At 65.6% G+C, this 23,275-nt stretch carries 17 protein-coding genes and 1 pseudogene; 9 read left to right on the forward strand and 9 right to left on the reverse strand.

The window, feature by feature from the left end; translation table 11 throughout:
* Positions 1-7 precede the first annotated feature (7 nt).
* Entirely contained in the window at positions 8-1,567 is a 1,560-nt protein-coding gene (glgA, locus tag ACDI39_RS27400) for a glycogen synthase GlgA (RefSeq protein ID WP_225789137.1), read from the reverse strand.
* 508 nt (positions 1,568-2,075) lie between these two features.
* Positions 2,076-2,243: a DUF6026 family protein gene (locus ACDI39_RS27405; RefSeq protein WP_225789242.1), complete on the reverse strand. Its 168-nt coding sequence runs from the start codon at positions 2,241-2,243 to the stop codon at positions 2,076-2,078.
* A 201-nt stretch (positions 2,244-2,444) separates the two neighbouring features.
* Here ACDI39_RS27405 and gnd point away from each other — a divergent pair, with 201 nt between their 5' ends.
* The 4 genes from gnd (at position 2,445) to ACDI39_RS27425 (ending at position 9,149) form a co-directional block, all read left to right on the forward strand.
* Positions 2,445-3,425: a phosphogluconate dehydrogenase (NAD(+)-dependent, decarboxylating) gene (gnd, locus tag ACDI39_RS27410; RefSeq protein ID WP_253081444.1), complete on the forward strand. Its 981-nt coding sequence runs from the start codon at positions 2,445-2,447 to the stop codon at positions 3,423-3,425.
* Positions 3,422-4,930 carry a glucose-6-phosphate dehydrogenase gene (zwf, locus tag ACDI39_RS27415; protein WP_225789139.1) on the forward strand — a complete coding sequence of 503 codons (1,509 nt, stop codon included), beginning with the start codon at positions 3,422-3,424 and terminating at the stop codon, positions 4,928-4,930. The genes gnd and zwf overlap by 4 nt, the downstream gene beginning before the upstream one ends.
* A 109-nt stretch (positions 4,931-5,039) precedes the next feature.
* Complete coding sequence (locus tag ACDI39_RS27420; protein WP_253091035.1) at positions 5,040-6,836, forward strand: glycoside hydrolase family 15 protein; 1,797 nt, start codon at positions 5,040-5,042, stop codon at positions 6,834-6,836.
* A gap of 117 nt (positions 6,837-6,953) precedes the next feature.
* A complete protein-coding gene (locus ACDI39_RS27425) occupies positions 6,954-9,149 on the forward strand; it encodes an OsmC domain/YcaO domain-containing protein (protein WP_225789141.1) in 2,196 nt (731 codons plus the stop codon).
* Between the two features lie 27 nt (positions 9,150-9,176).
* On the opposite strand, the gene ACDI39_RS27430 is transcribed toward ACDI39_RS27425, so the two are convergent.
* The 3 genes and pseudogenes from ACDI39_RS27430 to ACDI39_RS27440 form a co-directional block, all read right to left on the reverse strand.
* Positions 9,177-9,881, reverse strand: coding sequence for an SDR family oxidoreductase (locus tag ACDI39_RS27430; protein WP_225789142.1), 705 nt, complete (start codon positions 9,879-9,881; stop codon positions 9,177-9,179).
* Positions 9,882-9,993: 112 nt separating this feature from the next.
* Positions 9,994-10,881 (reverse strand): annotated as a pseudogene (locus tag ACDI39_RS27435) (LysR substrate-binding domain-containing protein).
* Between the two features lie 209 nt (positions 10,882-11,090).
* Positions 11,091-11,999: a LysR family transcriptional regulator gene (locus ACDI39_RS27440; RefSeq protein ID WP_225789144.1), complete on the reverse strand. Its 909-nt coding sequence runs from the start codon at positions 11,997-11,999 to the stop codon at positions 11,091-11,093.
* Positions 12,000-12,365: 366 nt separating this feature from the next.
* Here ACDI39_RS27440 and ACDI39_RS27445 point away from each other — a divergent pair, with 366 nt between their 5' ends.
* Genes ACDI39_RS27445 through ACDI39_RS27455 form a run of 3 tightly spaced genes read left to right on the forward strand, consistent with a single transcriptional unit; the run spans position 12,366 to position 15,964 of the window.
* Positions 12,366-13,670, forward strand: a complete 1,305-nt coding sequence (locus ACDI39_RS27445) for an MFS transporter (protein ID WP_225789145.1) — start codon at positions 12,366-12,368, stop codon at positions 13,668-13,670.
* Positions 13,671-13,700: 30 nt separating this feature from the next.
* Complete coding sequence (locus ACDI39_RS27450) at positions 13,701-14,942, forward strand: Zn-dependent hydrolase (protein WP_253081741.1); 1,242 nt, start codon at positions 13,701-13,703, stop codon at positions 14,940-14,942.
* Positions 14,942-15,964 carry a histone deacetylase family protein gene (locus tag ACDI39_RS27455; RefSeq protein ID WP_253091038.1) on the forward strand — a complete coding sequence of 341 codons (1,023 nt, stop codon included), beginning with the start codon at positions 14,942-14,944 and terminating at the stop codon, positions 15,962-15,964. Before ACDI39_RS27450 ends, ACDI39_RS27455 begins: the two co-directional genes overlap by 1 nt.
* A gap of 171 nt (positions 15,965-16,135) precedes the next feature.
* Here ACDI39_RS27455 and ACDI39_RS27460 read toward each other — a convergent pair whose 3' ends face one another.
* Positions 16,136-17,383 carry an IS256 family transposase gene (locus ACDI39_RS27460; RefSeq protein ID WP_486537192.1) on the reverse strand — a complete coding sequence of 416 codons (1,248 nt, stop codon included), beginning with the start codon at positions 17,381-17,383 and terminating at the stop codon, positions 16,136-16,138.
* 119 nt (positions 17,384-17,502) lie between these two features.
* On the reverse strand, positions 17,503-18,927 hold the full coding sequence (locus ACDI39_RS27465; RefSeq protein WP_253081739.1) for an aminotransferase-like domain-containing protein: 1,425 nt from the start codon (positions 18,925-18,927) through the stop codon (positions 17,503-17,505).
* A 384-nt stretch (positions 18,928-19,311) separates the two neighbouring features.
* On the opposite strand from ACDI39_RS27465, the gene ACDI39_RS27470 reads away from it, so the two are divergent.
* Positions 19,312-20,724, forward strand: coding sequence for an amino acid permease (locus ACDI39_RS27470; protein WP_225789149.1), 1,413 nt, complete (start codon positions 19,312-19,314; stop codon positions 20,722-20,724).
* A 196-nt stretch (positions 20,725-20,920) separates the two neighbouring features.
* Entirely contained in the window at positions 20,921-21,697 is a 777-nt protein-coding gene (gene tam / locus ACDI39_RS27475; protein ID WP_253091039.1) for a trans-aconitate 2-methyltransferase, read from the forward strand.
* Here tam and ACDI39_RS27480 read toward each other — a convergent pair.
* Positions 21,687-22,058 carry a DUF2784 domain-containing protein gene (locus tag ACDI39_RS27480; protein ID WP_225789151.1) on the reverse strand — a complete coding sequence of 124 codons (372 nt, stop codon included), beginning with the start codon at positions 22,056-22,058 and terminating at the stop codon, positions 21,687-21,689. The genes tam and ACDI39_RS27480 overlap by 11 nt on opposite strands.
* A 121-nt stretch (positions 22,059-22,179) precedes the next feature.
* Positions 22,180-23,049 (reverse strand): LysR substrate-binding domain-containing protein, encoded by an 870-nt coding sequence (locus tag ACDI39_RS27485; RefSeq protein WP_225789152.1) that lies wholly within the window; start codon positions 23,047-23,049, stop codon positions 22,180-22,182.
* Positions 23,050-23,275 lie beyond the last annotated feature (226 nt).

The raw sequence follows: 23,275 nt of genomic DNA on the forward strand, positions 1-23,275 counted from the left end.
CCCTTGCTCAGTAGTGGCTGACGTGCGCCTGGCAGACCAGCTCCTCGTACAGCCGGGCGTAGGGTTCCACCGCCTGGCACCAGTTGAACGGCTGGGTCATGGCCAGGCAGCGCATGGCGTTGAGCAGGTCCTTCTTGCCATAGACATAGAAGGCACGACCTAGCGCCTCGCGGTAGCTGTCCACGGTCGACTCGTCGAACAGAAAGCCGGTGACGCCATTCTCGATGGTGTCCGCCAGCCCGCCGGTGTTGCGCGCCACCGGCAGCGAGCCGAAGCGCTGCGCGTACATCTGGCTCAGGCCGCAGGGCTCGTAGCGCGACGGCATGAGCAGGAAGTCGCTGCCGGCGAACATGCGCCGGGCGTCGGTCTCGTTGAAACCGATGCGCACGCCGATGCGGCCCGGGTAGCGTAGGGCCAGCTCGCGCATGGCCTGTTCTTCCTCCGGCTCGCCACGGCCGATGATGGCGATCTGGCCGCCCTGGCTGACGATGTAGTCGGCCACGCCCAGGGTCAGGTCCAGGCCCTTCTGGTAGACCAGGCGCGAGACCACGGCGAACAACGGGCCGTCGCAGGCGTCGAGCTGGAACAGCTCGCGCACCTCGTCGGCGTTGCGCGCCTTGCCATCCCAGTCATTGATGCTGAAGTTGTGGAGCAGGTGCTTGTCGGTGGCCGAGTCCCAGCTTTCATCGATGCCGTTGGGGATACCGCTGAGCAGCTCTTGTTGGGCCTTGCTGGCAAGGAAACCGTCGAGGCCGCAGCCGAATTCCGGGGTGGTGATCTCCCGGGCGTAGGTGGCGCTCACCGTGGTGATGTGGCTGGAGTAGGCAAGGCCTGCCTTGAGGAACGAGAGCTTGCCGTAGAACTCCATGCCTTCCTGCTGCAGGGCGTGGTCGGGGATCGCCAGTTCCGGGCAGCAGCCACGGCTGAACACGCCCTGGTAGGCCAGGTTGTGGATGGTGAACAGGGTCGGGGTGTTCAGCCCGCGCCAGTGCATGTAGGCCGGGGCCAGGCCAGCCGGCCAGTCATGGGCGTGGACCAGGTCCGGGCGCCAGTGGGCCATGCCTTCGCCGGCGGCGATCTCCGCGGCGGCGAGCCCCAGGCGGGCGAAGCGGATGTGGTTGTCGGGCCAGTCGCGGCCATTGTCGGCGCCGTAGGGGGTGCCGTCGCGCTGGTACAGCTGCGGGCAGATCAGCACGTAGATGACCAGGCCGTCGGCCAGGTCCATGCGGCCGATCCGGCAAGGCGGCAGGGCCGCGTGGCCACCCAGTTCGCCGACGATATGGATGGGGTTGTCGCTCTCGACCACCTGGCGGTAGCCGGGGATCAGCAGGCGCACATCGTGCAGGTGGGCCAGTGCCCGTGGCAGGGCAGCGGACACGTCACCCAGGCCGCCGGTCTTGACCAGGTCGGCGATCTCGGAGGTGACGAACAGGATCTTGCGCTTGTGCGGGTTGTGGCGGCGCTGGGCGCCGGGTGCCTTGGCTGTCGGGGCGAAGTCCGGCGAGAGCGGTTCGCGATTGTCCGGGTTGAATGCATCTACGTGAGGTTCGACAGCGGCACTGATCATACTTCTCTCCGTCCCTTGTGTCGGGTGCTTGCACCCGTTGCGTTATGTCGTGTTGGTTCTCTCTGGCTCGTTCGTATCGTGTAGTGCGGTCCATGCCCCTTGGGTCGTGCGCGCAGGCACCATGCGATCGGCATTCCGGCCGAAGGCGAATGGACTGGTTGGGGTCGGTGGGCCGAGGCTGGGAGGTCCCGTTGCACTGGCCTACTTAGTTCCTGACCTGCCGGTGTGCGGGAAAGTTTCGACTTTTTTCCGTCGCGTTTTCCGAGCGGTTCGGCGGGCAGAACCCTGAGTGTAGGAGAGCTGGCGGTGGAAATGTGACCCGCTGGTCACTTTTGTTCGGGCCGCAGATCGCGCAAACGTTGGCGGGTTGTCACAAGATGTGAAAGCTTGATTCAAGCTTCAAGCTTGCGGGGATGCTGTGGGAGCGGGCTTGCCCGCGAAGAAGGCACCGGGGTGGATGGCACGGGCTTCGCCCGTGTTCGCGGGCAAGCCCGCTCCCACAGGTTTCTCAGTGGCTCAGGGGCTTGTCGCCCGAGCGGGCCTGCTCCAGCAGCAGGTTCAGTTGCGCGACCTGCTGGCGCAGCTGGTCGCGTTCGTCCTTCAGGCGGCGCAGCTCGTCACGACGCACAGTGACATAGAGGGTCTGGGTTGGAGTGGCAGGCATCAAGGTCCCCATGAACACACCTCGCAGTTTGGGCTGGTGACAGTGGTAAGCGTAGTCGCTCGCGGCGCGCATTCTGAATTCTTTCGCCGTGCAAGGGAACTTTTTTGTTTATCGTTGTCAGCCCGTTCGTCGCTGAACCCTCGGACGACGCACTGGACTAACCTGAAAACCTGAACCGCCTTGTCATCTATTTCGTAAGGGGAGCATCGGCACATGCAACTGGGAATCGTCGGGCTGGGCCGCATGGGCGGCAACATCGCAAGACGGCTGATGCGCGCAGGGCATCGCACCGTGGTCCACGACCGCAACCGTGACGCGGTGAGCGCACTGGAAGGCGAGGGCGCCCAAGGGGCCCACGACCTCGGTGCCCTGGTCCAGAAACTCAAGGCACCGCGGGCGGTGTGGGTGATGCTGCCGGCCGGCGCACCGACCGAGCAGACCATCGCCCAGCTGGCCGAACTGCTGGAGCCGGGCGATGCGATCATCGACGGTGGCAACACCTTCTATAAGGACGACATGCGCCGCGCCGCCGAACTGGCCGGGCGCGGCCTGCACTACCTGGACGTCGGCACCTCCGGTGGCGTCTGGGGCCTGGACCGTGGCTACTGCATGATGATCGGTGGCGAGAAAGACGTGTTCGAGCGCCTGGAGCCGCTGTTCAAGGCCCTCGCCCCCGGCGTTGGCGACATCCCCCGCACCCAGGGTCGCGAGGGCGAGCATGGGCGCGCCGAGCACGGCTATATCCATGCCGGCCCCGCCGGGGCCGGGCACTACGTGAAGATGGTGCACAACGGCATCGAGTACGGCCTGATGCAAGCCTACGCCGAAGGCTTCGACCTGCTGCGCAGCAAGGGCGGTAGCGAGCTGCCCGAGGACCAGCGCTTCGACCTGGACCTGGCCGAGATCGCCGAAGTCTGGCGCCGTGGCAGCGTGGTCACCTCCTGGCTGCTGGACCTGACCGCCGACGCCCTGGTGGCCGACCCGCAACTGGCCGGCTTCAGCGGCTCGGTGTCCGACAGTGGCGAAGGGCGCTGGACCATCGACGCTGCCGTCGAGCAGGCCGTGCCGGTGCCGGTGCTGTCCAGCGCGCTGTTCGCCCGCTTCCGTTCGCGCCAGCAGCAGGGCACCTATGGCGACAAGATCCTCTCGGCCATGCGCCTGGGCTTCGGCGGCCACGTCGAGAAGCGCGAATGAACGCACACAACGGCAGCTCCGCCGCGCCGCCTTGCACGCTGTTTCTGTTCGGTGCCAACGGCGACCTGGTCAAGCGCCTGCTGATGCCGGCGCTGTACAACCTGAGCCGCGACGGCCTGCTGGACCGCAACCTGCGCATCGTTGGCGTCGACCACAACAGTGCGACCGCCGAGACATTCGCCGAGCGCCTGCATGCCTTCATGGTCGAGCGCGACAAGGGTGGCGAGGGCGTCGGCAAGTGCCTGGACGAGAAGGTCTGGGCGCGCCTGGCCAAGCGCCTGGACTACCAGACCGGCGACTTCCTGGACCCGGCCACCTATGCCGCGATCGCCCGGCGCATCGCCAAGACCAGCCACGGCAATGCCATCTTCTACCTGGCCACCTCGCCACGCTTCTTCCCTGAAGTGGCCCAGCGCCTGGGTGACGCGGGCCTGCTCGACGAGTCCCACGGCGGCTTTCGCCGGGTGGTGGTGGAAAAGCCCTTCGGCACCGACCTGGCCAGCGCCGAGACCCTCAACGCCTGCCTGCTGGGGGTGATGAGCGAGCGGCAGATCTACCGGATCGACCACTACCTGGGCAAGGAGACGGTGCAGAACATCCTGGTCAGCCGCTTCTCCAACGGCCTGTTCGAATCGTTCTGGAACAACCACTACATCGACCATGTGCAGATCACTGCCGCCGAGACAGTCGGCGTCGAGACCCGAGGCGCCTTCTACGACCACACCGGCGCCCTGCGTGACATGGTGCCCAACCACCTGTTCCAGCTGCTGGCCATGGTCGCCATGGAGCCGCCGGCCGCCTTCGCCGCCGATGCCGTGCGCAGCGAAAAGGCCAAGGTGATCGGCGCCATCCGCCCCTGGTCGCAGAAGCTGGCCCTCAAGCACTCGGTGCGCGGCCAGTACGTGGCTGGCAAGCAGGGCCGCAAGCGCCTGCCCGGCTATCGCCAGGAGGCCAATGTCGACCCCGCGAGCCGTACCGAGACCTACGTCGCCCTCAAGGTGATGATCGACAACTGGCGTTGGGCTGGCGTGCCGTTCTACCTGCGCACCGGCAAGCGCATGAGCGTGCGCGATACCGAGATCGCCATCTGCTTCAAGCCCGCGCCCTATGCGCAGTTTCGCGAGTCCGAGCTGGAGCGGCCCAAGCCCAACTACCTGAAGATCCAGATCCAGCCCAACGAAGGCATGTGGTTCGACCTGCAGGCCAAGCGGCCCGGCCCGGAACTGGTGATGGAGAACGTCGAGCTGGGGTTCGCCTACAAGGACTTCTTCAAGATGACCCCGGCGACCGGCTACGAGACCCTGATCTACGATTGCCTTACCGGCGACCAGACCCTGTTCCAGCGCGCCGACAACATCGAGAACGGCTGGCGCGCCGTGCAGCCGTTCCTCGACGCCTGGGCCCATGGCGGGGAGGTCCACGAATACCCCGCAGGCCAGGACGGCCCCGAGGCGGGCAACGAGCTGCTGGCCCGCGACAAGCGCGAGTGGCATCCCTTGGGGTGACGCGGTGCTGGCACCGGCCATTCGCGGGCAAACCCGCGCCCAGGGGCCGAGTCGATCGCCGATGAGCCCGGGAGCGGCCTGTCATCCGCAGTGCAACAGAGGAGGCGCCATGCCAGCCCCGATCGAAGACTACGCCCTGCTGGGCAATTGCCGCAGCGCCGCCCTGGTCAGCCGCGACGGCTCCCTCGACTGGCTCTGCCTGCCACGCTTCGACGCCCCCGCCGTGTTCGCCGCCCTGCTCGGCAACGAGGAAAACGGTCGCTGGCGCCTGGCCCCCAGCGACCCTGTGGAAGCCACCCAGCGTCGCTACCTCGATGACACCCTGGTGCTCGAAACCACCTACATCACCGCCACCGGCCGCGCCCGGGTCATCGACTGCATGCCCCTGGGCGAGCACAACGCCGTGGTGCGCATCGTCGAAGGCCTGGCCGGCGAAACCGCCTTCGAGATGGACCTGGTGCTGCGCTTCGACTACGGCCGTAGCGTCCCCTGGGTGGAAAAGCTCGACCCCTTGACCCTCAGCGCGGTCGCCGGCCCCGACCGCCTGATTCTGCGCAGCACCGAGGCCGTGCACTCTCGCGATCACCACAGCGTCAGCCGCTTTCGCGTGTGCGCCGGCGAGCGCCAGGTCTTCAGCCTGCGCCACCAGCCTTCGCACCTGCCCCCGCAACCTGACTTCGACATCGACCAGGCCCTGGAGCGCAGCATCAGCCAATGGCAGGCCTTCGCCGCGCGCTGCCCGGACGTCGGCCCCTGGACGTCGCTGGTGCGCCGCTCCCTGTTGACCCTCAAGGCCCTGACCTACGCCCCCACCGGTGGCATCGTCGCCGCCGCCACCACTTCGCTGCCCGAGCGCGTCGGCGGCGAGCGCAACTGGGACTACCGCTACTGCTGGCTGCGCGACGCCACCATGACCTTGCTGGCCTTGATGAACCTGGGCTACTTCGACGAGGCCCAGGCCTGGCGCGAATGGCTGCTGCGCTCGGTGGCCGGCAACCCCGAGCAGATGCAGATCATGTATGGCTTGGCAGGCGAGCGGGACCTGCACGAGTTCACCTTGCCCTGGCTGGCCGGCTACGAGCACTCCCAGCCGGTGCGTGTCGGCAATGCCGCCGCGCAGCAGTTGCAGCTGGATATCTATGGCGAGCTGGCCGACGCCATGACCCAGGCTATCCGTGGCGGCCTGCCACGCCACCCGCGCAGCTCCGCCATCGCCCGGCTGATCCTGCCGTACCTGGAGAAGATCTGGCGCGAGCCTGACGAAGGCATCTGGGAGGTGCGCGGCGGGCGCCAGCACTTCGTGCATTCCAAGGTCATGGCCTGGGTCGCGTTCGACCGTGCGGCGAGCCTGTCGGACACCACCGAAGAAGACCGCGAGCGTGGACGGCACTATCGCCAGGTGGCGAACGAGATCCACCGGGACGTCTGCCAGCAGGGGCTGGACCCAAGCCGCCAGTGTTTCGTCCAGGCCTACGGCTCGAGCGAGGTGGATGCCAGCCTCCTGCAGATCGCCCTGACCGGTTTCCTGCCGGCCGATGACCCGCGTTTCCTGCGGACCCTCGAACAGATCGAGCGACGCCTGCTGCGCAACGGCCTGTTGCTGCGCTACGACAGCGACCGTTGCAGCGACGGGCTGACGCCTGGGGAGGGGACTTTCCTGGTCTGCTCGTTCTGGTTGGCGGACGTCTACGTGCTGCTCGGGCGGCATGCGCAGGCGCAGGCGTTGTACGAGCGGCTGACTGGGTTGTGCAATGACGTGGGCTTGCTGGCCGAGCAGTACGATCCCTTGGGCAAGCGCATGCTGGGCAACTTCCCGCAGGCGTTCAGTCACATCGGCATCATCAATACCGCGTTGAACCTGCACCGGGCGCAGTGTCCGGTGCGAGACCGGGCCAGTTGCGGTTGAGCCCGGTAATCCTCTGGGGCGCGAAGCGGCCGCAATTGGCATCACGCTTGGCTTAGCGGGGCAGCATCAGGATAATGGCGGCCATTTCGTTCTGCTCGCTCTCTCTGGTGCCCCCGCATGGAAATCAAGGTCAATTTTCTCGACAACCTCCGTCTCGAAGCCAAGTTCGACGACTTCACGGTGGTTGCCGACCAACCTATCCGCTACAAGGGCGATGGTTCGGCACCAGGGCCGTTCGATTACTTCCTGGCCTCGTCGGCGTTGTGTGCCGCCTACTTCGTGAAGCTGTACTGCAACACGCGCAATATCCCCACCGACAACATCCGCCTGTCGCAGAACAACATCGTCGACCCGGAAAACCGCTACAACCAGATCTTCAAGATCCAGGTCGAGCTGCCCGCGGACATTTCCGAGAAGGACCGCCAGGGCATCCTGCGTTCGATCGACCGCTGCACGGTGAAGAAAGTGGTGCAGACCGGCCCTGAGTTCGTGATCGAGGAAGTGGAGAATCTCGACGCCGATGCCCAGGCCCTGCTGATGCCAGACGCAGACGCGCACGCCAGCACCTACATCGTCGGCAAGGACCTGCCGCTGGAGCAGACCATCGCCAACATGTCGGGCATCCTGGCGGGCCTGGGCATGAAGGTCGAGATCGCCTCGTGGCGCAACATCGTGCCCAATGTCTGGTCGCTGCACCTGCGCGATGCCCACTCGCCGATGTGCTTCACCAATGGCAAGGGCGCCACCAAGGAAAGCGCGCTGGCCTCGGCCCTGGGCGAGTTCATCGAGCGGCTGAACTGCAACTTCTTCTACAACGACCAGTTCTGGGGCGAAGACATCGCCAATGCGGCGTTCGTGCACTACCCGGACGAGCGCTGGTTCAAGCCCGGGCGCAAGGACGCTCTGCCGGCCGAGATCCTCGACGCCCATTGCCTGGCGATCTACAACCCCGACGGCGAGCTGCGTGGTTCGCACCTGTACGACACCAACTCCGGCAACGTCGAGCGTGGCATCTGCTCGCTGCCGTATGTGCGCCAGTCGGACGGTGAGGTGGTGTATTTCCCGTCCAACCTGGTCGAGAACCTGTTCCTGAGCAATGGCATGAGTGCGGGCAATACGCTGGCCGAAGCGCAGGTACAGTGCTTGTCGGAAATCTTCGAGCGTGCGGTGAAGCGCGAAATCCTCGAAGGCGAGATCGCCCTGCCCGATGTGCCGCACGAAGTCCTGGCGAAGTACCCCGGTATCCTGGCCGGTATCCAGGGGCTGGAAGAGCAGGGTTTCCCGGTGCTGGTGAAGGATGCGTCGCTGGGCGGGGCGTTCCCGGTGATGTGCGTGACCTTGATGAACCCGCGTACCGGCGGTGTGTTCGCCTCGTTCGGCGCCCACCCGAGCTTCGAGGTGGCGCTGGAGCGCAGCCTCACGGAGTTGCTGCAGGGCCGCAGCTTCGAGGGCCTGAACGACCTGCCGCAGCCCACCTTCGAAAGCCAGGCGGTGACCGAGCCGAACAACTTCGTCGAGCACTTCATCGACTCCAGCGGCGTGGTGTCGTGGCGTTTCTTCAGCGCCAAGGCCGACTTCGAGTTCGTCGAGTGGGACTTCTCCGGCCAGGGCGACGACTCCAACGCCGAGGAAGCCGCGACCTTGTTCGGCATCCTCGAAGACATGGGCAAGGAAGTCTACATGGCGGTGTACGAGCACCTGGGGGCAACCGCCTGCCGCATCCTGGTGCCGGGCTATTCGGAAATCTACCCGGTGGACGATCTGATCTGGGACAACACCAACAAGGCGCTGCTGTTCCGTGCCGATATCCTGAACCTGCACCGCCTGGACGATGCCGCCTTGCAGGCGCTGCTCGAACGCCTGGAAGACAGCGAACAGGATGACTACACCGACATCACCACCTTGATCGGCATCGAGTTCGACGACAACACCGCCTGGGGCCAGCTGACGATCCTGGAGCTCAAGCTGCTGATCCATCTCGCCCTGCAGCAGCTCGAAGAGGCCAAGGAACTGGTGGAGGCCTTCCTGCAGTTCAACGACAACACCGTCGAGCGCGGCCTGTTCTACCAGGCCCTGAACGTGGTGCTGGAGGTCGTGCTGGACGACGAGCTGGCGTTGGAGGACTACGAGGTCAACTTCCGCCGGATGTTCGGCAACGAGCGGATGGACGCGGTGCTCGGCTCGGTGGACGGCAGCGTGCGCTTCTACGGCCTGACGCCCACCAGCATGAAGCTGGAGGGGCTCGACAGGCACCTGCGGCTGATCGACAGCTACAAGAAACTGCACGCGGCGCGGGCCCGGCTCGCCTCGTGACCGGGCCCTACGGGGGCGGGGTGGCGGTCAGACGCTGCGGGTCAGGCCGCCATCGACGCGCAGGTTCTGCCCGGTGATGTAGGCCGCGCCCTCGCTGGCCAGGAAGGCGATGGTGGCGGCGATCTCCTCGCTCGTGCCGTAGCGCTTGAGCGGCACGCTGTCGCGGCGTTGCTCGGTGGCCGGCAGGCTGTCGATCCAGCCCGGCAGCACGTTGTTGATGCGGATGTTGTCCTTGGCGTAGGTATCGGCAAAGAGCTTGCTGAACGCCGCCAGGCCTGCGCGGAACACGGCCGAGGTGGGGAACAGCTCGCTGGGCTCGAAGGCCCAGGCCGAGGAGATGTTGATGATCACGCCGCCTTGCTGGCGCTGCATGACCGGCGTGACCAGGCGGGCAGGGCGGATCACGTTGAGCAGGTAGGTGTCCATGCCCTCGTGCCAGTCGTCGTCGCTGAGCGCCAGGATCGGCGCACGCGGGCCGTGGCCGGCACTGTTGACCAGCACGTCGATGCGCTGCCATTGCTGCAGGGTGGCGTCGATCAGGCGTTGCAGGTCGTCATTGGACTGGTTGCTGCCGGTCACGCCGATGCCGCCCAGCTCCTTTGCCAGCGCTTCGCCTTTGCCCGAGGACGAGAGGATCGCCACCTTGAACCCCTCCGCGGCCAGGCGTCGGGCCGCCGCTGCGCCCATGCCGCTGCCGCCGGCGGTGATGATCGCTACTTTTTCTACTGACATAAGGCCTCCCTTGGGGCTGTGGTCCGGTGAATGGCCACCAGACTAGCACCGGCCAATACGTGGGCGGGAGGCAGGTGACCTTCGTTGTAACAGTAGAAAAACTACTGGGTTGTCAGCGCGCCTGGCGTAGCAGCCACTGGCGTACGGTCTCCAGCGCCGCCGGCATGCCGCCCTTGCGCGGCCATACCAGGTAGAAATGCTTGTCCAGGTGCAGGGCATGGTCGAAGACCAGGGCCAGGCGCCCGGCCTCCAGGTCGCTCTGCACGAAGAAGTGGCTCGACAGCGCCAGCCCCTGGCCGGCGATGGCCGCCTCGATGGCCAGTGAGGTCTAGTTGAAGCGCACGTTCTTCGGCATGGGCTGCGCCGGTTGCCCGAACAACCGGGCGATGAATTCAGGCCAGAAATTGTGGGCGTCGTGCAGCAGCAGGAAGTGCTGTAGCTGCTCGAGGTTCTGCGGCCTGCCCCTCTGCGCCAGCAGCGTTGGGCTGGCCACCGCGACCACGCGCTGCTCCAGCAGCCGCTCGGTGTTGAGCCCAGGGCCGAACGGTGGCTGGCCGTAGCGCACGGCGAGGTCCACGCCATCGGCATGGAACTGCGACAGGCGGTCGGTGGCCAGGACCCGCAGGTCGATCTCGCCATGGGCCTCGGTGAAGGACGCCAGCCGCGGGATCAGCCATTTCGAGGCGAAGGTAGGGGTGACGCTCACCGTCAGGTGGCTGTTGCCTGGGCGCAGGGCGCTGGTTGCCTCGCTGATCAGGGCGAAGGCGTTGCGCAGAGTCCTGCTGTAGCCCAGGCCCGCGTCGGTCAGCCTGAGCCCGCGCGGCAGACGCTCGAACAACTTGATGCCCAGGTTCGCTTCCAGGGCGCGGACCTGCTGGGCCACGGCAGCCTGGGTAACCCCCAGCTCCTCGGCCGCGAGGCGGAAGTTCAGGTGTCGGGAGGCGACCTCGAACACACGCAGGCCGTTGAGTGGGGGGAGGGTGGCTGGGCCGTCGGTCATGAGGGGGCGCTTGTCGACAGGGAGCGGTGAGGATAACAAAGCGCGTGGGCCGAGCCGACCACGAATGGGCTGGCTTGAGTTTTTCTCAAGCAGATGCGTTCTTCATTAGAAACGGGCGGGACCTTGGGGTTGGAAGAGACTGAGGAAAACTCGACGAACGGTATGGCTGGAGGGAGAGGGCCGGGTACTGAGGCAAGCCCCAATGGCACTCAGGCAAGGCTCGCCTGCAGGGCTTCGATGAACTCACGCTCGGCACGGCTCATGCGCTGGTCGCGGTTCCACAGCAGGTGGATGTCGACGTCGGCGATCCCTTCGTGGGGCGGCAGCCGCCACAGCAGCCCGGCGTCCACGTCGGGGGCGACCACATGCTCGGGCAGGCAGCCGATGCCGAACCCCGCGATCACCAGGCGACGCACTTCCTCAAGGCTCGGCGAGGACGCGACGATGCGCCCGGAAAACCCTTGCTGGTCTCGGAAGATGGTGAGCGGCGAGAGCATGCCGCCGATCTGGTCGCTGGTGAAGCTGACGAAGTTCTCCCGTTGCAGGTCGCCCTCGGGCTTGCCGAACAGGGCGTGGTGCTTGCCGCAGAAGAACGCATAGCGCTGGCGCAGGAACAGGCGTTGCTCCAGGCGCGGCTGGGGCCGGCGATTGAGGCTCAGGCCGGCGGTGGCGGTCTTTTCCTGCAGGGCCGCGACGATGTCGGAGCTGCGCATCACATCGATCTCCAGCTCCACGCGCGGGTGCTGGCGGTGGAAGTCGGCGAGGAAGTCGTCGAAGCGTGTCGAGCAGATGCGGCTGATCATCAACAGGCGCACCTTGCCCACCAGCTCGTCGGTAGGTTGCTCCAGCAGGCCACCGATCTGCGACATTTGCCCGTACACCTCGCCAGAGAGCAGGAACAGCTGTTCGCCCACTTCGGTGAGGACGAAGCGTGGCCCGCGGCGGGCGATGAGCTGGCGGCCGAGCTGTTCCTCCAGGCGCTTGAGTGCCTGGCTCACCGCTGGCTGGGTCAGGTGCAGGCGGGCGGCGGCGCGGCTGATGGAGAGTTCCTGGCCGATGACCCGGAAGGTGCGCAGCAGGTTCCAGTCGAGGCGGTCGTTGAGCAGGCGGTCGGGCATGGCGGGCTCGATAATAATCAGGGGTAATAGTTCGAATAATAAATAGAAAATTGACTAATCATAGCCCTGAGCCGATAAATCGTAGCCAGGGCAAGGCTGTCGCAGGTTTGCCCTGATGCCAGTCAGTCCAGCCTTGCAAGCGCCCCTTCGCGGGCAAGCCCGCTCCCACAGGGGCCGAGTCGACCACGAAAGGGGCGGTTTGCAGGGGCCTTGTGGGAGCGGGCTTGCCCGCGAAGGGCGGTAAGCACCGCCTGGTTGACCGGCAGAGTATTCGAGCACCACCCAACAGCTTGACCAGGCGCCGACAGAGCGCCGCCGTGAGCCCCTAATCACTCCTGCCAGAACAAAAGCAAAGGAGCCAGACCCATGAAGCCTTCCGCTTCGCCCCAGCCGCGCCGTGCCGCCGCCGCCGCGTTCATCGGCACCATGATCGAGTGGTACGACTTCTATATCTACGCCACCGCCGCCGCCCTGGTGTTCGGCGCCTTGTTCTTCCCCTCCGACAACAGCCTGTTCAGCACCATGGCCGCCTTCGGCACCTTCGCCGTGGGTTTCTTCGCCCGCCCCCTGGGAGGCCTGGTTTTCGGCCATGTCGGTGACCGCATCGGGCGCAAGAAGTCCCTGGTCATCACCTTGCTGATGATGGGCGTGGTCACCGTGGGCATCGGCCTGCTGCCGACCTATGCGCAGATCGGCGCCACCGCGCCGGTGCTGCTGGTCCTGCTGCGCATCGTCCAGGGCATCGCCGTGGGCGGTGAGTGGGGTGGGGCGGTGCTGATGGCCGGCGAGCATGCGCCCAAGGGCCGGCGCAACTTCTTCGCCTCGTTCGCCCAGCTCGGCAGCCCGGCCGGCCTGATTCTCTCGCTGCTGGCCTTCGGCGCGGTGACCCGCCTGCCCGAGGAAGAACTGATGAGCTGGGGCTGGCGTGTGCCGTTCCTGGCCAGTGCGCTGTTGCTGCTGGTGGGCCTGGCGATTCGCCTGGGGGTCAATGAGTCGCCGGAGTTCATCGCCAGCCGCGAGCAGGCCGAAAAGACCCGGCGCAAGGAACAGGCGCCAGTGCTGGAGGTGCTGCGCACGGCCTGGCGGCCATTGCTGCTGTGCATCGGTGCCAACACCCTGGGCATCGCCGGGGTCTACTTCACCAACACCTTCATGATCAGCTACACCACCCAGCAACTGCACCTGGAGCGTGCGCTGATCCTCGAGTGCCTGTTCTTCGTGGCGGTCATCCAGTTCTGCGTGCAGCCGCTGGCCGCCTGGGTGTCCGAGAAAGTGGGCGCCACCCGCTTCCTGTGCCTGGTGTCGTTGCTGGCCATGGCCTCGCCGTACCCGATGTTCGTGCTGGTGAGCTCCGGCCAGGGGCCGCTGATCGTGCTCGGCATCGCCCTGGCGGCGGCGTGCATGGCCTCGTTCTACGCGGTGATCGCCGGCTACGTCAGTGGCATGTTCGAAACCCGCGTGCGCTATACCGCGATCTCCATGGCCTACCAGGTCTGCGGCGCCATCGCCGGTGGCCTGACCCCGCTGATCGGCACCTGGCTGGCCCATACCTTCACCGGGCAGTGGTGGCCGATGGCGCTGTTCTACAGCCTGATCGCCACGATTTCCCTGATCTGCGTCCTGGCCCTGGCGCGCCAGTACGCCCGCAGCCAGCACCTCGAGCTGGCCTGATCCACACCGATTCGATTGGAGTACCCGTACATGTTGAAAAGCAATGGCGAGCGCCTGTGGGCGAGCCTGATGGCCATGGCCGAGGTCGGCGCCACCGCACGTGGCGGCAGCTGCCGTCTGGCGCTCAGCGATGAAGACAAGGCCGGCCGCGAGCTGTTCGCGGCCTGGTGCCGGGAGGCCGGGTTGAGCCTGTCGGTGGATGCCATCGGCAACCTGTTCGCCCGCCGCCCAGGCAGCGACCCGGATGCCGCGCCGGTGATGATGGGCAGCCACCTGGACACCCAGCCTGAAGGCGGCCGTTTCGATGGCGTCTACGGGGTGCTGGCGGGCCTGGAGGTGGTGCGTCGTCTCAACGACCTCGGCATCCAGACCCGCAAGCCCCTGGAGATTGCCGTGTGGACCAACGAGGAGGGCGCCCGCTTCACCCCGGCGATGTTCGGCTCGGCGGTGTTCACCGGCACCCTGGCGCTGGACGAGGCCCTGGCCATTCGCGATGCCGAGGGCGTCAGCGTGGCCGAGGCGTTGCAGCGCACCGGCTACGCGGGTTCGCGCCCATTGGGCGGCAAGGTCGATGCCTACTTCGAGGCGCACATCGAGCAGGGCCCGATCCTCGAGGACAACGCCAAGAGCATCGGCGTGGTCAGCGGCGGCCAGGCGATCCGCTGGCTGGACGTGACCGTCGAGGGCATGGCGGCCCACGCCGGCACCACGCCGATGAAGCTGCGCAAGGACGCCCTCTACGGCGCCGCGCGGATGATCCAGACGGTGGAGCAGTTGGCCGCCGACTTCGCCCCCGAGGGCCTGACCACCGTGGGCGAGCTGTCCATCGCCAAGTCCTCGCGCAACACCATCCCGGGGGTGGTGCGCTTCACCGTCGACCTGCGCCATCACCGTGACGAGGCCATCGAGGCCATGGAGCGCGACCTGGGCCGGCACCTGCAGGCCATCGCCGAGACACGCGGCTTGCAGGTGCGTATCGAGCGCCACTGGGTCAGCCCGGCCACGCCGTTCGATCCTGCATGCGTGGCGGCGGTGCAACAAGCGGTGGATGGCCTGGGCTATGCGCAGCAGCCGATCGTCAGCGGCGCCGGCCACGATGCCATCCTGCTGGCGCGCTACTGCCCGACGGCGATGGTGTTCATCCCCTGCGTCGGTGGCCTGAGCCACAACGAAGCTGAGGACGTGCTGCCCGAAGACGCCCGCCAGGGCGCGGATGTACTGCTCAACGCCGTGCTGGCCCGTGCCGGTCGTGTAGAACAAGGAGACGTCTGATGCGTTGCTACTTCCACCCCGAACAGCTGTTGCACTATCCACGCAGCTACTACTCCCGAGGCGCCATGCGCACGCCCCAGGAAGTCCCCGAGCGCGCCCTGCGCCTGCTGCAGGCGGCCAAGGACCTGGGCTTCGACATCCGCCAGCCCGACGATGCCGGCCTCGGCCCGCTCAAGGCAGTGCATGGCGAGGCCTACCTGGCCTTCCTCGAAGAGGCCCATGCACGCTGGAAGGAGGTGCCCGAGGACTGGGGCGACGAGGTCATGTCGAACATCTTCGTGCGCGAGCCCAACGCTCTGCGCGGCATCCTCGCCCAGGCCGGGCGCTACCTGGCCGACGGCAGTTGCCCGGTGGGCGAGCAGACCTGGCGTTCGGCGTACTGGTCGGCGCAGAGCGCGGTGGCGGGCGCCAAAGCCATCCTCGATGGCGAGCCCGCGGCCTATGCCCTATGCCGCCCGCCAGGGCACCATGCGCGTTTCGATGCCGCCGGTGGCTTCTGCTACATCAACAACGCCGCCGTCGCCGCCCAGGCCCTGCGCAGCCGCTACGGCCGCGTGGCGATCCTCGATACCGACATGCACCACGGCCAGGGTATCCAGGAGATTTTCTACGAGCGCAATGACGTGCTGTATGTGTCGACCCATGGCGACCCGACCAACTTCTACCCGGGTGTCGCTGGGTTCGAGGATGAGCGTGGCAGTGGTGCGGGGGAGGGGTACAACCTCAACCTGCCGATGGCGCACGGGGCCAGTGAAGCCGACTTCATGGGGCAACTGGAGATCGCGCTGGATGCGGTGAAGGACTTCGGTGCCGAGGTGCTGGTGCTGTCGCTGGGCTTCGATATCTACGAGCTGGACCCACAGAGCAAGGTGGCGGTGACGACCGAAGGGTTTGCGGCGTTGGGTGAGCAGATTCGGGCGTTGCGTTTGCCGTGTCTGATCGTGCAGGAAGGGGGGTATCACCTGGAGAGCCTGGAGGCGAATGCGCAGGCGTTCTTTGCGGACAAGGGGGATTGGCGTTAAGCGGGCAAGGGCCGGCAGTTGCGTTGTCGCTGCTGGCCTTTTCGCGGGCAAGCCCGCTCCCACAGGGTGTCGAGTCGGTCACGAATGATGTGGTTTGCAGGGCCTTGTGGGAGGCCTTGGCGGGGCGCCGGACCGGTCGGTAACGGCCTGCCGTCAGGCAGGCCCTGATTCTCACCAGGTCGGCCTGATGAACCGGTCTCCGTACAGAATCGCAAATTGATTCATCGCGCTTTTCCAATCATGGGCCGGTTTTCCCCAATTGGCTGTTATGTTGCGCAATCCCAGCCAAATCAGTTTGGTCGCTGCGTCATCATTTGGGAAATGCCCGCGAGTCTTGATGACCTTGCGTAGCTGGGCGTTGATGCTCTCGATGGCGTTGGTGGTGTAAATCACCTTTCTGATGGCCGGTGGGAAGACGAAAAATGGAATCACTCGATCCCAGGCGCGTCTCCAGGCAGCCACCACCGTTGGATATTTCTCGCCCCACGGCCCGTTCTCAAACTCATCGAGTGCTTGCTCAGCCGCTTCAGCATTGATGGCTTGGTAAATCGGCTTCAGCTCCTTGGCCAGAGCCCGCCGCTTGTCCCAGGCCGCGAAGTCGAGGCTGTTGCGGATCAGGTGCACGATGCACGTTTGCAACGTCGTCTCTGGAAACACGGCACTAAGAGCCTCGGGCATACCTTTGAGGCCATCGGTCACGGCAATCAGCACATCTTCGACACCGCGCGTCTTGAGATCGTTAAAGACCTTCATCCAAAACTTCGCACCCTCGGTGTTCTCGATCCAGATGCCCAGGATATCCCGCGTCCCATCGGGGAGAACGCCCAGGGCCAGGTAAATGGCCTTGTTGCGCACCAGGCCCTCTTCGCGGATCTTCACCCGCAGCGCATCGAAGAAAATGACCGGGTACATCGGCTCCAGTGGCCGCTGTTGCCACGCGCCAATCTCTTCCATGACCTCGTCTGTCACAGAGCTGATGAAGTCGGGTGAAACCTCTGTTCCATACTGCTCGGACAAAAAGGCTCGGATCTCTCTGACCGTCATTCCACGGGCGTACATGGCGATGATCTTGTCATCGAAACCGGTGTACCGCCGCTCGTGCTTGGGGATCAGAATGGGCGCAAAACTGCCGTCTCGATCGCGAGGAATTTCCAGCCGCAGCGGGCCATCCCCCGTTAAAACCGTCTTGCCACTCTTGCCGTTACGCTGGTTGCTTTCATCCTCTGGGCGCTGCGCGCCCGGTCGATAGCCCAAGTGGTGGTCAAGCTCGGCATGCAGCGCGCGTTCGATCAGGGCCTTCTTAAACGCCGCAGAGGCATCCTCGATAGCTTCTGCGGTCATCAGGCCCTCACCGAACTGCTCCAGCAGCTCTTTGGGGATTTTGGGCAGGTCACGCAAGGGTTTCTTTTTGGTTGGCATACATGCACCTCTTACTCATGTTATGCCCGAACACAAAATTTCTGACACCCTCGACCGGTCGGGCAAGCGCCCCCCAAATGACAAAACGCTATCTTCCGCAAGCCCCTGCAGCACTACCCCTACAGGCCACCCCTACGTACATGCTTGACCAGCACCTTCTCGAGCAACTCCCACATCGCCGGATCGGTACTGAACGCCACATTGAAGCGCATCCACCCAGTCGCCTGGGCATCGACCATGAACAACTGCCCGGGCCCGAGCATGATCCCTTGCTCCAGTGCATCGTCGAGCAGCGCGGCGCTGTCGGGGATCGCGGGGTGCCGGGTCCAGATGTACATCCCTTCGTCCGACTCGGTGAACAACTCGAAGCCCAGCCGATGCAGGTGCCGGCCCACCTCCTGGTGCGCCTCGGCCAGGCGCTGGCGCAGGCGCTTGAGGTGCTTGCGCCAGCGGCCATCGATGATCGCCGCGTACACCACCCGCTCCATCACCTGCGAGGTGGTCAGGCCCGAGCGCATCTTCAGGTGCAGTAACTGCTGCATCAGCTCGGAGTTGGCCACCAGGTAGCCGACCCGCACGTTGGGCGAGATGCTCTTGGAGTAGCTGCCCACGTACACCACCTGCTGCAGGTGGTCGAGGCTGGCCAGGCATGGCTGGGGCTCGGCCACCATGTCGGCGTACAGGTTGTTCTCCACCAGACGAAAGCCATGCCGGGAGGCCAGTTGCAGCAGGCGGTGCAGCTGCGCCAGCGGTGTGCGCGAGCAGGTCGGGCTGTGCAGGTGCGGTTGGGTGAAGAAGGCTGTCGGACGCTGGTGGGCCAGCAGGCGCTCCAGGTGATCCAGGTCGTAGCCGGCCGGGGTGCGTGGCACGCCGACCAGGGTGGCGCCCTGGGTGCGCAGGATGCTCATCAGGTTGGGGTAGCCAGGGTCGTCCACCAGCACCACATCGCCGGGGCGCACCAGGGTGCGCACGGCCAGGTCCAGCGCCTGGCTGGCACCGTGGGTGAGCATCAGTTGCGCCGGGTTGGCGACGATCGACAGTTCCTGCTGCAGGTTCTGCGCGGTCAGCGCGCGCAGCTCCGGCAGGCCCATGGGGTCGCCGTAGCCGGAGAGTTCCAGCGGGCTGCCAGCCACCTGGCGCAGGCCACGGCGCAGGCCGTCCTCGTACATCCAGTCGTTGGGCAGCCAGCCACAGCCAGGTTTGAACGGTAACTGGCGGATCTCGAAGATCTGCTGCAGGTACCACTCGGCGTTGAACGTTGGCCGGGTGGTGTCGGCGTCCTGGTTGTGGTTGTCCAGCAGCTCGCCCACCGCGCGATTGACGAAGAACCCCGCATTGCCCCGGCTGACCAGCAGCCCCTGGGCCACCAGGCGGTCGTAGGCCTCGACCACGGTGAAGGTGCTCACCGAGTACGTCGCGGCGAAGGCGCGGATCGAGGGGACCTTGGCGCCGGGCTTGAGGGTCTGGTTGTCGATCAGCTCGCGCAGCCCGTCGATGATCTGGTTGACCAGCGGGGTAGGGGAGTCTGGATGTAGTTCGAGCATTCGGGTGCCTTCAGGTGTGCGTAACGCCAAGCGCCTGCAGGGTGTCGCGGGTGTATTGCATTGGCGGCCTGTACAGTGCAGTGCGGATTTCATGCCACTGTGCATGGCTCTCTGTGTCCGACATTTTTACATTAGGTGTCAGATATCGCCAGACAAAGCATTTCAGTTCACCCGGGAGGCAACCCCCGGGCACGTCAGCAGGCCGCCATGGAAGGCCTGCGTGTGTTTTCGCACACCTCCTGCCCGTACGGGTGGCCGGCAGGTTGAATTCGAGCAGTCGGGTTCAGCACGCCGGCCGCCGGCGCTGATGTACAGGTGAGACCGATAGCCATCGGGGTTTCACAGTTTTTCCTTGGATAAAAAGAAGCACGGGGTACACAACTGATGGACGCAACATCCCTATCCACCACGGCCGCGAAAGGGGAGCACGAGAGCAAACTCAGTGCTTCGCTCAAGTCGCGCCACCTGACGATGATGTCGATCGCTGGGGTCATCGGCGGCGCCTTGTTCGTCGGTTCCGGCAGCGTGATCCACAGCGCAGGCCCCGCCGCGGTCCTCGCCTATCTCGCCGGCGGCATCCTGGTGGTGTTGATCATGCGCATGCTCGGCGAGATGGCGACCTCCTCGCCGGACACCGGCTCGTTCTCCACCTACGCCGACCGCGCCATCGGCCGCTGGGCCGGTTTCACCATCGGTTGGCTGTACTGGTGGTACTGGGTCATCCTCATGGCCTGGGAAGCCTACGTGGCGGGCAAGATCCTGCATGGCTGGTTCCCTGGTATCAGCGTCAACGTGTTCGTGCTGGCCACCACCTGTGTGCTGATCACGGTCAACTTCTTCAACGTCAAGCACTACGGTGAGTTCGAGTTCTGGTTCGCCTTGATCAAGGTGGTGGCCATCGTCTGCTTCCTGATCGTCTGCACCGCGGCCGTGTTCAACATCTGGCAGTTCGGCGAGGTGCGTGGCATCAGCCACTTGACCAGCGAAGGCTTCATGCCCAACGGCCTCACCACGGTGATCGGTGCGCTGCTCGGGGTGATGTTCGCCTTCCTCGGCGCCGAGATCGTCACCATCGCCGCGTCCGAATCCAAGGACCCGTCCACCCAGATCGTCAAGGCCACCAACTCCGTGGTATGGCGTGTGTGCCTGTTCTACGTGGGCTCGATCTTCCTGATCGTCTGCCTGGTGCCGTGGAACGACCCGCACCTGGGCGAGTCCGGCTATGGCGCCTACCGCCGCACCCTGGAGCTGCTGGGCGTGCCGTATGCCGAGCTGCTGATGAACTTCGTGGTGCTGACCTCGGTGAGCAGTTGCCTGATCTCCGGCCACTACACCGCCTCGCGCATGCTGTTCTCGCTGTCCCAGCGTGGCGACGCGCCGTCGTTCTTCAAGATCACACGTGCCGGTACCGGCGTGCCGGTGTACGCGATCATGGGGTCGTGCGCCGTGGCCATCTTCTGCGCCCTGATCAACTTCAGTGAGACCCTGCGCCCGAAGGACGTGCTGGAGACCCTGATGAACACCACCGGCATGATCGCCCTGCTGGTGTACCTGGTGATCGCTTTCTCGCAGCTGCGCATGCGTCGCAAGCTGGTGGCCGAAGGCAAGGAAGTGCGCCTGAAGATGTGGCTGTTCCCCTGGCTGACCTACCTGGTGATCGCCTTCATCATCGTCTGCCTGGTGGTCATGGCGTTCATGCCTGACTACCAGATCCTGGTGATCTCCACCGGCATCGCCGCAGCCATCGTGGTGGCGATGGGCGTGGTCCACCAACTGCGCACCTCCCGGCAGCACTGAGGTTGCCTTCCCGCATGACCGAGCCCTCGCTGGGCCGGCCATGCGGCTGCAGATGGCTTATGCTGGAGGCCAGTGTGGCGGATGCCTGTGCTCGATTGCGAGTACAGGCATCCCCCCCCCCCCCCCCCCCCCCCCCCCCCCCCCCCCCCCCCCCCACACTGGCCTCCAGACATTCAGCCTGCCGAAGGAACCCGCCATGGCTTGGTCCGCCACCCAGTATTCACTTTTCGAAGACGAACGTACCCGCGCGGTGCGCGACCTGCTGGCGGCGGTACCGCCGCGGCCGGTGCGCCATGCCACGGACCTGGGCTGCGGCCCGGGCAATTCCACCGAAGTGCTGCGCCAGCACCATCCCGATGCCCTGGTCGTCGCTCTGGACAGCGACCCGGACATGATCGACAAGGCTCGCCAGCGGCGGCGCCTGTGCGTGCCCCAGGTGCGCTGCGAGATCGCCGAGATTGCCGGTTGGTCGGCCGCCGAGCCCCAGGACCTGATCCTGGCCAACGCCTCGCTGCAATGGGTCGCAGACCACGGCGCCCTCTATCCGCACCTGGTCCGCCAGTTGAGCGAGGGTGGCAGCCTGGCGGTGCAGACCCCGGACAACCTCGACGAGCCCGCCCACCGGCAGTTGCGCGAAATCGCCAGCCAGGGGCCCTGGGCGGCCAGGTTCGCCGACTTCTCGTTGCCGCCCCGGCACAACGCGGCGTTCTACTACGACCTGCTCAGCCCGCTGTGCACCCGCGTGGATGTATGGCGCACCACCTATCACCACCCCCTGGCCGGTGGCGCCGAGGCGGTGGTGGAGTGGTTCAAGGGCTCGGCGCTGCGCCCGTACCTGGCGCGCCTGGACGAGCGGGAGCAGGCGGACTTTCTGCAGCTGTACCTGCAGGCGATGCAGCATGACTATCCGCCGGCCAGCGACGGCAAGGTGCTGCTGGCGTTTCCGCGTTTGTTCGTGGTCGCTACGCGCTAGTACGCCGCCAGCGCCAGAGCACGTAGCCATACACGCCGAGGTTGAGCAGCAACACGAACAGGCCCAGCAGCACCTGGACCTGTGGCGTCAGCCCGGGCGGGTAGATCAGCGGCCAGATGTAGTGCTCGATGAAGCCGCCCTGGTAGCCGGCCACGCCAGCGGCAGCGCGCATATGGTTCTCCCAGTCGGTCAGTGGGCATTCCAGGTGCAGGCACTCCACCGCCAGGCCCCAGGCCAGGGCGGGCAGGTGGATGAGCAGGGCGGGGCGCCACCGGAGCACCCACAGGCCGCCGAACAGCACCAGCAGGATGAAGGCCAGGTGCAGCAGGACCAGGGCGTCGGCGGCCAGGCGGTAGAACATGGCGGACCTTCGCAGGGGGCAGTCATCTGAGCATAGGCGGGTGGGTATGGCTTGGTTGGTTGTTGCGCCTGCCTCCACCACTGTGCGGGTAACTTCCAGCCAATACCTGGCCTGTGTGTTCTCAAAGCCCTTCCTGCACCATCTGCAGGAACGTCGCCACCACCCGCCGTGTGCGCTGCTCGCTCAGGCACACCAGCGTCTCGGTCAAATGCCGCTGGCAATCGACGATCGGCAATGCACAGACGCGCGCATCGGCGCCGAACTCCGCCGCCGACACCACCCCCACGCCGATCCCCACCACCACCGCCTCACGCGCCGCCTCGCGGCCTTCGACCTGGATCGCCGGACGGATACGCAGGCCCGCACGTTGCATCTCTTCCTCGAGGGTCTGGCGCGTCACCGAGCCGGGTTCGCGCAGCACCAGCGGCGTGTCGTCCAGGTCGGCCAGGCTGATCGAGCCACGGCTGGCCCAAGGATGGTCATGGGACACGAAGGCCACCATCGGGTCGCGACGCATGGGCACGCAGTAGAGCCGCTCATCGTCGACATCACGGCCGAGCAGGGCCAGGTCGGCCTGGTAGCTGAACAGCCGGGCCAGGGACTCGTCGGTGTTGCCGGTCTCGATCTTCACCTGGATGCCAGGGTAGCGCTGGCAGAAACGGGCGATCTGCGGCAGCACGTGCACCGGCGCGTCCACCGCCAGCACCAGGCTGCCGGTGTGCAGGGCACGGGAGTCCTGCAGCAGTTCGACAGCCTCGGTTTCGCAGGCGAACAGGCGCTGGGTGATGCCCAGCAGGCGCTCGCCCAGGTCGGTCAGCCGTACCGAGCGTTTGTTGCGGTGGAACAGCAGCACGCCGAAGCGCTCCTCGAGCTTGCGTACCTGGTCGGAAACCGCTGGTTGGGTGAGAAACAGTTTATCGGCGGCGCGGGTGAAGCTGCCGTGTTCGGCGACGGCGTGAAACGCCTTGAGTTGAGCGTGTGAGACCGACATGAGCGCTCCGGTAACAAGTTGGGCTTATGTGTGAAATACGATAAATCGATTTTATTTATCAGTCATCAACTGGTTCCATAACGACCAGCCCGGTGGCCCTTTACAGGCTGCCAGCGGCCATGGCGCCGCCCCGGTCACGCCAGACCCGCGGTGCCATCTGACCAGATGACGGCCCTCCGTCATGCAGTGCGCAACACAACAACAAGACAGGCGTTTCTTCACATTC

It is taken from the genome of Pseudomonas sp. Tun-23181, assembly GCF_057415455.1.

Coding starts and splice junctions, on each gene's coding strand:
- tam (WP_253091039.1), top strand. CDS start 20,921: ATGGCTTGGTCCGCCACCCAGTATTCACTTTTCGAAGACGAACGTACC.
- ACDI39_RS27420 (WP_253091035.1), top strand. CDS start 5,040: ATGCCAGCCCCGATCGAAGACTACGCCCTGCTGGGCAATTGCCGCAGC.
- ACDI39_RS27455 (WP_253091038.1), top strand. CDS start 14,942: ATGCGTTGCTACTTCCACCCCGAACAGCTGTTGCACTATCCACGCAGC.
- ACDI39_RS27450 (WP_253081741.1), top strand. CDS start 13,701: ATGTTGAAAAGCAATGGCGAGCGCCTGTGGGCGAGCCTGATGGCCATG.
- gnd (WP_253081444.1), top strand. CDS start 2,445: ATGCAACTGGGAATCGTCGGGCTGGGCCGCATGGGCGGCAACATCGCA.
- ACDI39_RS27485 (WP_225789152.1), bottom strand. CDS start 23,049: ATGTCGGTCTCACACGCTCAACTCAAGGCGTTTCACGCCGTCGCCGAA.
- ACDI39_RS27465 (WP_253081739.1), bottom strand. CDS start 18,927: ATGCTCGAACTACATCCAGACTCCCCTACCCCGCTGGTCAACCAGATC.
- ACDI39_RS27440 (WP_225789144.1), bottom strand. CDS start 11,999: ATGCCCGACCGCCTGCTCAACGACCGCCTCGACTGGAACCTGCTGCGC.
- ACDI39_RS27405 (WP_225789242.1), bottom strand. CDS start 2,243: ATGGGGACCTTGATGCCTGCCACTCCAACCCAGACCCTCTATGTCACT.
- zwf (WP_225789139.1), top strand. CDS start 3,422: ATGAACGCACACAACGGCAGCTCCGCCGCGCCGCCTTGCACGCTGTTT.
- glgA (WP_225789137.1), bottom strand. CDS start 1,567: ATGATCAGTGCCGCTGTCGAACCTCACGTAGATGCATTCAACCCGGAC.
- ACDI39_RS27445 (WP_225789145.1), top strand. CDS start 12,366: ATGAAGCCTTCCGCTTCGCCCCAGCCGCGCCGTGCCGCCGCCGCCGCG.
- ACDI39_RS27430 (WP_225789142.1), bottom strand. CDS start 9,881: ATGTCAGTAGAAAAAGTAGCGATCATCACCGCCGGCGGCAGCGGCATG.
- ACDI39_RS27470 (WP_225789149.1), top strand. CDS start 19,312: ATGGACGCAACATCCCTATCCACCACGGCCGCGAAAGGGGAGCACGAG.
- ACDI39_RS27460 (WP_486537192.1), bottom strand. CDS start 17,383: ATGCCAACCAAAAAGAAACCCTTGCGTGACCTGCCCAAAATCCCCAAA.
- ACDI39_RS27425 (WP_225789141.1), top strand. CDS start 6,954: ATGGAAATCAAGGTCAATTTTCTCGACAACCTCCGTCTCGAAGCCAAG.
- ACDI39_RS27480 (WP_225789151.1), bottom strand. CDS start 22,058: ATGTTCTACCGCCTGGCCGCCGACGCCCTGGTCCTGCTGCACCTGGCC.